This is a genomic window from Trinickia dinghuensis, from assembly GCF_003367175.1.
Classification (GTDB): domain Bacteria; phylum Pseudomonadota; class Gammaproteobacteria; order Burkholderiales; family Burkholderiaceae; genus Trinickia; species Trinickia dinghuensis.
The window spans coordinates 112941-126017 of the sequence record NZ_QRGA01000017.1 but is presented as its reverse complement, the minus strand read 5'-3'; the positions used below and the strand labels follow the sequence as shown (position 1 = coordinate 126017).

Below are 13077 nucleotides of genomic sequence, written 5' to 3'. Positions count from 1 at the left end.
AATTGGAGACGAATATGACCATGATGGAGGGTGCGTCGCAGTTGGGCGCGGGAGGCCGCACGGCAACGCCGGCCGATACCGCGGCGCGAGCCGGGACCGCGATCGGCGAGATATCGGCACGCCTCGATCGGCTTCCCGCGACGCCCGCGATCTGGAAGCTGATCGTATTGCTCAGCCTCGGGTTCTTCTTTGAACTCTACGATCTGCTCTACACGGGCTATGTCGCACCGGGCCTCGTCAAAAGCGGGATTCTCACGCCGACCACCTCGGGCCTGTTCGGTACCTCGGGCGTCGCCAGCTTCATCGCCGCGCTGTTCGCGGGCCTGTTTCTCGGCACCATCGCCTGCGGATTCCTGGCGGATCGCTTCGGCCGCCGGTCGATCTTCACGTGGTCCCTGCTCTGGTATGTCGCGGCCAACACGGTCATGGCGTTCCAAGACACGGCGAACGGTCTGAACCTTTGGCGCTTCATTTCGGGGATGGGCATCGGCGTCGAACTCGTCACCATCGGCACCTACATCTCCGAACTCACGCCCAAGCGCCTGCGCGGCAGAGCCTTCGCCATCTGTCAGACGATCGGATTCTCGGCCGTGCCCGTCGTGGCGTTTCTTTCCTATCTGCTCGTCCCCAAGGCACCGTTCGGTCTCGCGGGATGGCGATGGGTCGTGCTGCTCGGCGGCGTCGCCGCGCTCTTCATCTGGTACTTCCGGCGCAATCTGCCGGAGAGCCCGCGCTGGCTCGCGGGCCAAGGCCGCACGGACGAGGCTTCACAGGTCCTTGCTCAGCTCGAAGAGAAGGTCGCACGCCAGTACGGAAAGCCGCTGCCTCAGCCGGAGGCGCCCGACCCGGTGCCGAGAAAGGCCGGATTCGCCGATATGTGGAAAGGCCCCTATCGGCAACGCACGATCATGTTGATCATCTTTCACATCTTCCAGACGGTCGGCTTCTACGGCTTCGCGAACTGGGTGCCGACGCTGCTCGTCAAGCAAGGCATCACGGTGACGCACAGCCTGCTCTATACGACGGTGATCGGCCTCGCCGCGCCGCTCGGGCCGCTGATCGGCTTTTGGATCGCCGATAAATTCGAACGCAAGCACGTGATCGTGTGGATGGCCGCACTGAATATCGTCGCAGGGCTGCTGTTCAGCCAAGTGTCGTCGGTCTTGGCGATTGTCTTCCTCGGCGTCGCGTTGACGCTGGCCGGGAACATCATCTCGTTCACGTACCACACCTATCAGCAGGAACTCTATCCGACCGCGATTCGCGCTCGCGCCGTCGGCTTCGTCTATTCGTGGAGCCGCCTGTCGGCCGTCTTCAGCTCGTTCGTCATCGCGTTCACGCTAAAGGGATTCGGCGTAACCGGCGTGTTCGTCTTCATCGCCGGCGCGATGATGCTCGTCATGCTCGCAATCGGCTTGATGGGGCCGAAGACGCTTGGTCAATCGCTCGAAAGTATTTCGCACTGAGAGCCCGGTGCCGGGCGCGGAGATAGCGCTCGGCGATTGCTGTTATCCCTCTCACGTGCCGCAAGCATGGATCAGAAACTGCTGCAACGCAGTGGCGGGTCCGCTCAGCGGCACGCCCTTGCGCCAAATCATGCCCGCATCCATTTGCGGCACGGCATCCAAGATCGGCCGCGCCTCGATGCGCTTGCCTTCGAGCGACCACGGGCGAAACACCATGTCCGACAGGATCGTCACGCCGAAGCCGTGCGCCACCAATCCGCGCAACGCCTCCATCGAACTCGTGCGAAACGCGACGTTCGGCTCGAGCCGCTTCTTCTTCCAATAGCGCTGCGTCGATTGCTCCGCCTCGTCAACGGTGATCAGGATGTACGGATGGGGCGCGATGTCCTTCAGCGAGGGCGCATCCAACTGTGCCAGCGGATGCGACGGCGCCACCCATAACTGCCGCCGCGAGCGAATCAGCACCTGGCTACCGAACCGGCTCAAGCGCTCGAGATTCGACAGCAACACCACGCCGATCTCGACCTCCCCCTCCAGCACCGCGCTTTCGATGTCAGCGCGATCCATGTCGCGCAGGTCGAACTCGATGTACGGATACGTCGCCCGAAAGCGGGCCAGCAGCTCCGGTAGGAAATACCCGAGCACCGTATAGGAAGCGGCGATACGCGCGATGCCGCGCATATCGTGCGAGCGGAAAGGCGGCTTATGCACGGCATCCCGCGCCGCATCGAGCACGCGCCGCGCGTGATTGTAGAAATCCTGCCCGTCGGGTGTCAGCGTCACGCCATGGGGCAGCCGTTCGAACAAGCGCGTGCCGAGCCCGCTCTCGAGCGCCAGAACGGCATTCGTGATCGCCGATTGCGACACGTGCTCATCAGCCGCCGCCATCGAAAACTGGCCGGTTTGCGCGGCCGCCACGAAGTAGCGCAGCTGCCGGAGTGTGAGATCGAATGACATCTGTTTTTCGGATATCTGGTTTGCCTATTTGTGATTTTACGATATCAATCGGGCTTCCTATACTCGCGTGGAATATTGAGAAAGCCGGAGACACCCCACCATGAAAGCGCCCGATCTCGCATCCGACCTAGCCGCGCCCTCCCCCGCCACGACCGTCTCGCTCGACGACAAATACACGCTCGAACGAGGCCGCGTCTATATCAGCGGCACGCAAGCCTTGGTGCGCCTGCCGATGCTGCAAAAAGAACGCGATCGAAAAGCCGGGCTGAACACGGCCGGCTTCATCTCCGGCTATCGCGGCTCGCCCCTTGGCGGACTCGATCAGGCCCTATGGAAAGCAAAGAAACACCTGCAGGCCAACGATGTGGTGTTTCAGCCGGGCGTGAACGAGGATTTGGCCGCGACGTCCGTGTGGGGGACGCAGCAAATCAATCTATGGCCGGGCGCCACACGTGACGGCGTATTCGGCATGTGGTACGGCAAAGGCCCCGGCGTGGATCGGACCGGCGATGTGTTCAAGCACGCCAACTCCGCCGGCAGCGACGCGCGCGGCGGCGTGCTCGTGCTGGCCGGCGACGATCATGCGGCGAAGTCGTCTTCGGTCGCCCACCAATCGGAGCATGCGCTCATCGCGGCGGGCATCCCGGTGCTCTATCCGGCGAACGTGCAGGAATATCTCGACTATGGGCTGCACGGGTGGGCGATGAGCCGCTACTCGGGCCTGTGGGTCGCCATGAAATGCGTGACCGACGTCATCGAATCGACTGCCTCGATCGATCTCGACCCGGACCGAGTCGACATCGTCACGCCGGCCGACTACACGATGCCGGCCGGCGGGCTCAACATTCGCTGGCCCGACGCACCGCTGGCCCAGGAAGCGCGGCTGCTCGACGAAAAGTGGTACGCGGCCCTCGCCTACGTCCGCGCGAACAAGCTGAACAAGATCGTCCTCGATTCGGACAAGCCGCGCTTCGGCATCATCACCGCGGGCAAGGCCTATCTCGACGTGCGCCAAGCCCTCAGCGATCTCGGTCTCGATGACGAAACCTGCGTACAAATCGGCCTGCGTCTGTTTAAGGTCGGCTGCGTTTGGCCGCTGGACGCTCAAGATGCGCGCGCGTTCGCAACCGGGCTCGAAGAGATTCTCGTCGTCGAAGAGAAGCGCCAGATCCTCGAATACGCGTTGAAGGAAGAGTTGTACAACTGGCGCGAGGACGTCCGCCCGAAGATCTACGGCAAGTTCGACGAGCGCGACAACTCAGGGGGCGAATGGTCCGTGCCGCGCGGCGATTGGCTGCTGCCCGCGCACTACGAGCTTTCGCCCGCGTTGATCGCGAAGGCCATCGCGCGCCGTCTCGCTCGCGCGGATCTGCCCGCCGACGTGCGCGCACGCATGCTCGCACGCGTCGCGATCATCGAAGCGAAGGAACGCGAGGCGGCGAAGCCGCGCGTGACGGTCGAGCGCCAGCCTTGGTTCTGCTCGGGCTGCCCGCACAATACGTCGACCAACGTGCCCGAAGGCTCGCGCGCGCTGGCCGGCATCGGCTGCCACTACATGTCGATGTGGATGGACCGCAAGACCGAGACCTTCAGCCAGATGGGCGGCGAAGGCGTAGCCTGGGTCGGGCAGATGCATTTCTCGGGCGACAAGCACGTGTTCGTCAATTTGGGCGACGGCACCTACTTCCATTCGGGCCTGCTCGCGATCCGCGCGGCCATCGCGGCGAGCGCGAACGTTACCTACAAGATTCTCTACAACGATGCGGTCGCCATGACGGGCGGCCAGCCGATCGACGGCGTGCTGACCGTGCCGCAGATCGCGCACCAGGTGCATGCCGAGGGTGCGAAGCGCATCGTCATCGTCACGGACGAACCCGAGAAGTACGCGTCGGGCGTCGTGCTGCCGACGGGCGTCGTGGTGCATCACCGAGACCGGCTCGACGCCGTTCAGCGCGAGCTGCGGGAGATCGCCGGTACCACCATCCTCATCTACGACCAGACTTGCGCGACGGAGAAGCGGCGTCGCCGCAAGCGCGGCACCTACCCCGATCCGGCGCGGCGCGCGTTCATCAATGACGCCGTCTGCGAGGGATGCGGCGATTGCTCGGTGCAATCGAACTGTCTATCGGTCGAGCCGCTCGATACGCCGCTAGGGACCAAGCGCAAGATCAATCAGTCCTCGTGCAACAAGGACTTCTCGTGCGTGAAGGGCTTTTGCCCGAGCTTCGTGACCGCTGAAGGCGCGCAGCTTCGCAAGCCTGCGGCGGTGGCCGCGAAGAGCGCTGGCGGAAGCCGGAGCGACTTCGATGCGTTGCCTGCGCCGTTGCTGCCCACGCTGGCGCGCCCCTACGGCATTCTCGTCACCGGGGTCGGCGGCACTGGCGTCGTGACGATCGGCGGCTTGATCGGCATGGCCGCGCACCTCGAAGGCAAAGGCGTGACCGTGCTCGACATGGCAGGGCTTGCCCAGAAAGGCGGCGCCGTGCTGAGCCATGTACAGGTCGCGGCCTCGCCGGCAGGACTCTATGCCACCCGTATCGCTACAGGCGAAGCGCGGCTCGTGATCGGCTGCGATGCGATCGTCTCGGCCTCAAACGATGTGCTCTCCCGCACCCAGCGCGACGTGACATCGGCCGCGATCAACAGCGGCGGGACGCCGACCGCCGACTTCGTGAAGAATCCGAATTGGACCTTCCCCGGCACGCAGACCGAATCGCAGCTTCGCGACACGATCGGCGAGGGTTGTGCGTTCATCGACGCGAACGCGCTCGCGCTATCGCTGCTCGGCGACACGATCTACAGCAATCCACTGCTGCTGGGCTACGCATGGCAGAAGGGCTGGCTGCCGCTGGAACTGCCGAGCCTGCTGCGTGCGATCGAACTCAATGGCGTCGCAATCGAAAAGAATCGGCAGGCCTTCCATTGGGGACGGTATGTCGCCCATCATGGCGAAGCGGCGGTCAAGGCTTTCGTCAAGGCGCCGGCCGCCAAGCCGGCGGTAGCCGAGATCGAATCGCTCGACGATCTAATCAAGGCGCGCGAGACATTGCTGACGAATTATCAGAACGCGGCTTATGCGCAGCGCTATCGTCAAGCCGTCGATCGCATCCGCGAGAAGGAAATGCGCGTTGGCGGCGATTCCGCCCTTCCGCTCACGAGGGCCGTGGCCCAGAACCTCGCCAAGCTGATGGCCTACAAGGACGAATACGAAGTCGCCCGCCTTTACGCCGATCCGAGCTATCTGCAAAAGCTGCGCACGCAGTTCGAAGGCGAGCCTGGGCGCGATTACAAGCTGAACTTCTACTTGGCTCCCCCGCTGCTTGCTAAACGCGACGAGCACGGCCATTTGCAGAAGAAGCGCTTCGGTCCGTGGGTGCTGCCGGTTTTCCGGACACTCGCTCGAATGAAGGGGCTTCGCGGCACGGCACTCGACGTTTTCGGAAAGACCGCGGAGCGCCGAGGCGAACGTCAGTTGATCGTCGATTACGTGGCGCTTGTCGACGAGTTCTGCGCGACGCTGGAAGAAGATCGGCTTCCGACTGCACTGCAACTCGCCAATCTGCCCGATGAGATTCGCGGCTTCGGGCACGTCAAGGAGCGCAATGTATTGGCGACCGAGCAGAAAAAGGCACGGCTGCTGCAAACGTATCGCGAAACGCGGCGCGTAGCGGTTGCTGCGTAAGCGCGTAGCTTTGTCAGTCGACTTCGACGGATACAGAGCGCGTGTACGTCCGGTGCGGCGATGAAATTCGATAGTCGATTTGATCGTCCCCGTGATAATCGGGATCCGGAATGTAATAAACAGCCTTGCCGAGCACCGTTGCGCCGACGCACCAGGCTCTTGTTGTCATGGCCTTGCTGAGTTGGAACGATTCGGCCTTTACTTCGACGTGCCCATGAGCCGGCTCGCGGATAAAGGTCAGGTCGGGAGCCTGCTCGGCGCCGCAGCGCTTGTTCCAGCTCGCATGCTGCGATAGCCTCACTGACATGCCTCGCGTCGTCGTCACTCGTGTCGACACGTTGTGCTCCGGAGCCGCTGAAGCGGGCGCCAAGGCTGTCGCCGCCTGCGCGTGTCCGGCCCGAGCCGTTGCCGACACCGGGTTCCCTGTATAGTGCAGCTCCTGGATTTCCGCCTCTGCGGTTTCCGGCCAATCAAGCGATGGACTCACATGCCCGACGAGCACTCCGAGACCGACCTTCGTGCGCACGTAGCGTGTCTGGCCTGCTGCCAGGTCGAAGGTGATCTTTCGTTCGACCTCGGTGGCGGTGATGACGGTGTAGGTTCCTGGTGGTTCGTCGACGTAAAAGAAGCCCCCGGGCGTCGACCGTCCTACGACTTGGTCGTTGAGCCGGATCTCCGGCTGTATCGCGGCACCCAGTAGCGACGCGGAGCGGAGGAAATAGAGGCGTCCGAGGTTCGCGTCTAACGTAGGAATCGATTTGGCGACATCGCGGTAGGTTGGCCCCGATGCGCAAGCCGCGAGGAGCAGCAAGCTGCCGGCAGCGGCCAAGGCTCTGTAGGTTCGTGTCATGCAAGTATCCCCGTATTCTTCTTTCTTATTAGCTTGTTTTAACAACGTGCCTTCAAACCTCGACCTCGATAGCCCCTGACACCGTGCCGGTTAGTGTTACCGGTTTTGCCGGAGTGGACGGGTCGGCTTGCATTATTCTCAATGGTTCACCATTCGTCAGCACGACATTCTCTCGGACATCGAGGTTGCGGTAATAAGTATCGCCGTCGGCGAGATGACGCACCACGGCAAATCCGGTCAGAAATCCATTGACAAAAGTATGAGATTGCCCGGGTGCGATCTCAGTGGAGTTGACACCTAAATTGATGATGATCGTCGAACGATTAAATCGGTTGACGATCTTGGTATTTTGAAGCGTTACACGTTGGGGCGTTCTGCCCATATTATTGAAGTTAGCCGTCCGGATCAACGTCCTGAAGCGTGCCTTGAGCACGCTGGATACACTGTTGCGTAATGTCGCTGGATTGATCCCGCCCGCACCGCCTACCTCGAGGAAGCCTGGGCCTTCATCAAGCGTGATGCCGACGGCATTACTGATGTTGCATGTGAAGTTTCTATGATGACCAGGGCCGCGCCCCACGCCAACGACGATACGATTGTTTGGATGCCAGGAATAGTGATAGACGCCGTTGATTGGCGTGTAGCCGGCGCGTCTTGATCTAGTGTACAGGTCAGCTGCCTGAGCTTGGTCTATCACCGCATCCATTACCATAAATCCCGCTCCTTTAAATGAGGAGTTCCGTTCGCAAATAGCCAAGCTGCCGGTCAGGATAGCTTCGCTTCGCTCTCAGCGTGGTTCGATTCCTTGTTTCAACGTTTACCTCTCGCGCTCGGATGACGTCGGTTGAGGTATTTCAATAGCCTACGGCTCCACGCCGAGCATCGTCATATACCGCCCCAGATCACCTTCCTGGCTAACGATATCGCGCATCAGATCCGGCAGCGGCATGCGGCCCCAACTGACCGCACGCGCAAGCAGATAAGGCGTCGGGCTGTGAGGCTCTTGCTCGGCGAGATAGCGGGCGATGTCCTCGAGAAGCCGGTACGCATGCGCGCGATCGACGATATGGTCGAGGGTAACCGGTAGCGCTCGTGGCTGCATGTCGACCTCCAATTGCGGGGAATCGTGTTCAGTCATTCGAATGTCGGCCGGCTCGATGGGCACGGCCACCGGCTCGTCGTCCAGCGCGTTACTGCCGCGCAGCGCGCGCGCCGCGCGCTGCAACTCGCCCAGCGTCGCCTTCGTTCGCGTAAAGCTCGGCGCATCGTCGCCCAACCGCTCGTCGAGCCGGCGCGCCAGTTCCTCGATGGCGGAAAGCACGGTGCCGGCGGTCCGCTCGAGTTGCCGCAGCAACGCAAGGTTCGATCCCTGCGCCGCCTCGCGGTCGAGCATCTCGCGCGGCAAATGCGTGGCCGGCGCGTCCTCGTCTTCCTGCAGCGAGGCCGCGACCACCCGCTGCCAATCGTCGAGATTGATGAAGCCCGGCTCGACGGGCAGGCCGATCAAAGGGACATGCAGCTTCAGCACGCTCTCGAGCTTGCGGCTGATCCAATGGAACGGCGCGGCGCGTGCCTCCATGTCATCGCCGTCGAGTTGCGGGTAAGCACGGTCCCAGAACCGATCGACGAGCGCAATCAGCAACTGCAACCCGGCCATCATGCCTTCGAGGCGATAGAGCCGCGTCCACGCTTCGCACACCCATACGGCCAGCTGGAAATCCTTGCTGCGCAGACGCAGCGCCTCAGCGCTCAGCGATGCCACCGCTTGCCAGTCGGCCTTGATCAGCGGACGCTCCCACTCGCCCATCGGCAGCGAGGGGTCGTCCTCGCGCTGCGCGTCGCGTATCTTTAGCCAGACAGGGTCCGTGCGCAACGACACGCCAACGCCGTCGCCTTCCGCCAGCGGGCTCAGCAGCCGCTCCAAATCGACCGCGAAACTCAATTCGGCTTCGATCAGATCGGACGGGTTCATGATGCACTCCAGTTCGGGGCGTGAGTCGGAAAGCTGCCCGGCCAGGCAAGCGGAACCTTCTTGCCGCCCGGGGTCAACCGCACGCGGACGAAAACGCGGCCGCGCGGGTACTTCGCCACGAGCGCGGCATCGGCCGTGCTGGACGTCTCCAGCGGAAACTCGAACTTCAACAGCGACGCGCTAGCGCTCGCCCGAACCGTCGTATCGGCAACACGCTGCTCGGTGATGAACGAAATCAGCGCCCACGGATCGGCGAATTGCCATGTCAGCGTGGTCCCGTCCGTCGTGAAATTGCGCTGCGCCGGATCGTTCTTCGCGGCCAACGGCGAGTTCTTCGCAAAGCGCAGCACGAGCGTGACCGGCATGCCGTACTCCCAATGCAGCGAATGCGGAGCGTCTTGCATCGACAAGCTGTGATCGCCGATCTTCAGCGTCCAGTCGATCAGTTGATTGCCGGCTACCTCCGCCGTGCGGTCGGCACGGAAATCGGCGTTCACGTCGTAGCCCGCCGTCGTGCCGTCGGCCGCCGGATAGAGCGGCGACAGCAACGCATCGACCGGATCGAACTGCTGAACGAACTGTCGTACCGCATCCGCTCGAATGGCGCGCGCACCCGCGGCGCCGCCGGCCGAACGAAGCGATGACGCCACCTGCTCGTAGCGCTTGAGCGCCGCGCCGAGTTCGCCGTAGTCGGCCGGCATCGCTTGCGCATCGTTCAGTTTGACGGGCTGCAGCGGGCCGCCGAACGGCCGGCGCCAAGCCACGCTTTGGTTGAACACCGAGGCGAAGCCGTCCCATTCGCCGCGCAGCGTATCCGCGTAGCTCGAGCCGCAGCGCGCGAGCAGGCTGTCGTACAGCCGCATGTGCAGCGCCGTGAAGTAATCGCCGTCCACGCCGGCCGGACGCGCCGGGAAGCGGTCGACGCAAGCGCCGGCGTTCGGGTCGAGTGCGACCGTCTGCAGGAACTGCTCGAGCATCAGCAAGCCGCTGTTCGGGTTCTTGAGCTGGTAGCGGTCGAGATCGGCGACGATCGCCTGCCAGCGCTGCGCCAGCGGCGAGTTCGCGTCGGCGGCGTCGAGCGCCGACAAATACGACTTCGCCTCCTTGCCGAGATCGAGCGCGCGCAGCGACTGCTGCTGGAGATAGACGTTGAGCGCCGCCGGATCGTTGACGCCGAAGGCCGCGAGGATCGGTTTCACGCTGCCCGAGCCGATGCTCCCCGGGCGCGTCGCGTAGAGATCCGATTGCGCGAGCGCGTTGTCGACTAGCCGCAGATGCTGCATGGCATCGCTCGAGACGAGCGTGTCCAAATCGGCCGCCTGCGCGTTTGCGCCCATTTCCGCCAGCACGGCGCGAATCTTCACGAGCCGGGTGCGCGCGGCGTCGAACGACGTGCTCGCCGGATCGCCGTCGGCCGGCGATACCGCGGCTGCCCCCGCCACTTGGTCGAGGATCAGGCGCGCGAACTGCGCATCGAGCGCCTGCTGCACGGCCGGGCGCACCGCATCGGGCAACGTCGTCAAACCATCGGCGAGATATTTCTTGCGTTCGTCGCCGAGCGCGATCGCCTGGTCGAGCTGGGTCCGGTCCCACGTAACGGTCGAGCCGTCGGGTACCGCCGGCAACGGCAGATTGCGCGGCGCGACCATGAACGGCTGCGACAGCAGCTTCGCCAAGCCGTCGCGCAACGCAAGCCGCGCGGGCGATACCGCATAGCGCGCGTCCTTGTCGACCCAGGCGACGCCGCCGTCCGGGCCGCCGAAACGCTGCGCCATTTCGCTGGAGAACACCTGGAACCCCGTGCCGGAGCGCTCGCGTACACGCGTGACGAGGTCGACCCCGAGCAGCCGGTTCTGGGTGGCGTGGATGAACGTGCGCTCCCATACCGGACCGGGATTGAACTGCGCCTGATGCATCCAGCCAGCCTTGCCCGCGGCAAGCAGGGTTTGCTGCGTGTCGATGCCGGAGACGATCGCCCGATAGCTCGCGCTCGTCTGCGCGAAGTCGCCGAGGCCCACGCTGCCGACCGACAGCGCGTCGATCTGGGCAGTCACCGCACGCTCGGCCGCGAGCAGCGGGTTGGCCGTGAACATTTGCGCGTCGAGCTGCTGCGCGCCTTTGTCGAACGTGCAGCGCACCGCCTGCTGAATCACGGACAAGTTCAAACCGCCCGTGCCGTCCGCCGTATACGCATCGCCGCGGTTCGAGGCATCGTGATAAAAGTAGCGCAAGCTGCCGGCGACGTTGCCCTGCAACTCGGTGCCGAACGCATAGCGCACGACGAGCCTGAGCGCCTCCTCATTGCCGAGCGACGGCCGCTGCAAGCGCTGCATGGCCACCAGCGCCGCATCGAGCTGATCGACCGAGGTCACGTAGCGCTGCATCGCATGCATCGCGGGCAAATCCTCGACGGCCAAACTGTTCACGGCCGACGAGTCGCTGCCGAGCGTCGGTGCCATGCAGTCGTCGCCGACGATCAGCTGCCCCGTGCTCGGATCGCTCGCCACGCCCGTCATCTTGCTCACGTGCGCCAGCATCTCCCGTTCGAGCGCGGTCAGCGCGATCTCGCCGAACTCATGCTCGAAGCGCCCGCGAACGCGTTCGTCGAGATCGTCGAACACGCTCCACGAACCAGGCATGAAGACGGTCCAGAGCGTGCCGATATGCTGGCCGTTCATGCCGATCAGCGCCAGCGTCTTGCGGCGGTACCAGTCCGACGGCAGCGACTCGCCGCCGCGTGCCGCCGCATCGCGCTCCTGCGCATCGGCATGCAGTTCGTTCAATGCGGACACGAGCCGCGGATTGCGATGGCTCAGCGCCAACGTCGCGCCCGCCAGGCCCAGCGCCCAACCGCCCAGCAAGACAACGCCGCCCCAACGCACCGCCCGGTGCATCATGGGCCGTGTCAGGTGCTGCGAACGCGACGGCCGCGTCAGCCCGTATTCGACGAAGATCTTCTTCTCGAACAGGTCGCGCAAGAAAGCCGGCTGCAGCATGAGGTCGTTCAGCACACGGCTGCCGTCCTGCTCCGCTCCCTCGGCATCGCCTTCCGACGCGAAGTGAGGCTCCGCGCGCTCGCCATACGGATCGTAAGCCTCGGGCGAATCGAGCCCCGCGCCCTCGCCCGCTTCCTGCCGGCCTTCGCCGCGCTGCGCGAGTTCGCCGCTGTCGCCCGTCAGATAGATACCGCGGAAGAAGAACGGCTCGTGGTACGCGCTAGGCCGCATCAACTCGTCGAGATAGAGCTGCAACTGCGAGCGGATCGCGTCGATACGCGCCGGCAGCAGCAGGCAGCCCTGCACGTCGATCGTCCCCGTGTCGAGCGTGAAGAGTTCCGCGCTCGCATCGGACACGGCGCGCTCCATGCTGGCCATCGCGGTATCGACCCAGTTCGACTGGTAGGTTGTGGACAGATCGAACGGCGACGACCATCCCAGCATGCTCGCGCGCAACGGGTCGGGCAGCGCCCGCGCGAACGCGGCGAAGCCGGGCAGATCCTCGCAGCCGGTCACGACGACATAAACCGCGAACCGCATCGCGAAGCGATTCTGCGCGAGCCATAGCCGGCGGTGCGCCTGCTTCGCATGGCGTTCCAGCTCGAGCCTCGCATCGGGGTGATCGGCGAGCAGCATCGCGGCCGGGACGGTCACCACGACCGAATCGAACGGCCGCTGCGGCCGGTAGTTGCGGCACAGGCTCAGGAATTCGTCCCAGGGCTTTTCGTCGCTGCCATCGTCGGGCGAGCCGAGATACGCGGCCTTGATGTCGATCGCCACGCCGCGATCGAAGAAGTTCCACGAGATGCCCTGGATCGCAGCCGGATTCGCCGCCTCCGAACTCAGGACGCTGGCGACGCCCGCCTGGGCGATCGGCAGCGGCCGCGGGTCGTCCCCTTCGTTCAGGACGATGACCCAGGGAACGTTGTAACGCTCGCCGCGCGACGCAATGTTGCCTTCGATCAACTCGACGGCGTGGCGAAAGGCATTGCGCAGCGAATCGGTACGGAGCCGAACGATCTTGCGCTCCGCGGCCGGCTTGTTCTGCGCGCTGTGCGCCGCGATCCAGAGCACCGCGCCGAGCACGACGAGCACAACGAGGATCAGAACGGCGACCGACAAGAGGAACAGGTTGCTCGTCAACATAGCGCCGC

The 13077-nt window shown here is 64.0% G+C and carries 7 protein-coding genes; 2 read left to right on the top strand and 5 right to left on the bottom strand.

The annotated features are described in order from the left end of the window. The first annotated feature begins 14 nt into the window (after window positions 1-14). Entirely contained in the window at window positions 15-1466 is a 1452-nt protein-coding gene (locus tag DWV00_RS26720; protein ID WP_115536632.1) for an MFS transporter, read from the top strand. Between the two features lie 51 nt (window positions 1467-1517). Here DWV00_RS26720 and DWV00_RS26715 read toward each other — a convergent pair whose 3' ends face one another. Then, window positions 1518-2423 (bottom strand): LysR family transcriptional regulator, encoded by a 906-nt coding sequence (locus DWV00_RS26715; RefSeq protein WP_115536631.1) that lies wholly within the window; start codon window positions 2421-2423, stop codon window positions 1518-1520. A gap of 100 nt (window positions 2424-2523) precedes the next feature. Here DWV00_RS26715 and DWV00_RS26710 point away from each other — a divergent pair, with 100 nt between their 5' ends. Continuing rightward, entirely contained in the window at window positions 2524-6105 is a 3582-nt protein-coding gene (locus DWV00_RS26710; RefSeq protein ID WP_115536630.1) for an indolepyruvate ferredoxin oxidoreductase family protein, read from the top strand. A 13-nt stretch (window positions 6106-6118) separates the two neighbouring features. Here the strand turns inward: DWV00_RS26710 and DWV00_RS35000 are convergent, their stop codons facing one another. From DWV00_RS35000 to DWV00_RS26695, 4 genes are all read right to left on the bottom strand, one after another. Next, window positions 6119-6934 (bottom strand): DUF2846 domain-containing protein, encoded by an 816-nt coding sequence (locus DWV00_RS35000; protein ID WP_342767011.1) that lies wholly within the window; start codon window positions 6932-6934, stop codon window positions 6119-6121. 73 nt (window positions 6935-7007) lie between these two features. Continuing rightward, window positions 7008-7667: a hypothetical protein gene (locus tag DWV00_RS33805; protein WP_147297988.1), complete on the bottom strand. Its 660-nt coding sequence runs from the start codon at window positions 7665-7667 to the stop codon at window positions 7008-7010. 150 nt (window positions 7668-7817) lie between these two features. Continuing rightward, a complete protein-coding gene (tssA, locus tag DWV00_RS26700) occupies window positions 7818-8927 on the bottom strand; it encodes a type VI secretion system protein TssA (protein ID WP_115536628.1) in 1110 nt (369 codons plus the stop codon). Then, on the bottom strand, window positions 8924-13069 hold the full coding sequence (locus DWV00_RS26695; protein WP_115536627.1) for a type VI secretion protein IcmF/TssM N-terminal domain-containing protein: 4146 nt from the start codon (window positions 13067-13069) through the stop codon (window positions 8924-8926). The genes tssA and DWV00_RS26695 overlap by 4 nt, the downstream gene beginning before the upstream one ends. Window positions 13070-13077 lie beyond the last annotated feature (8 nt).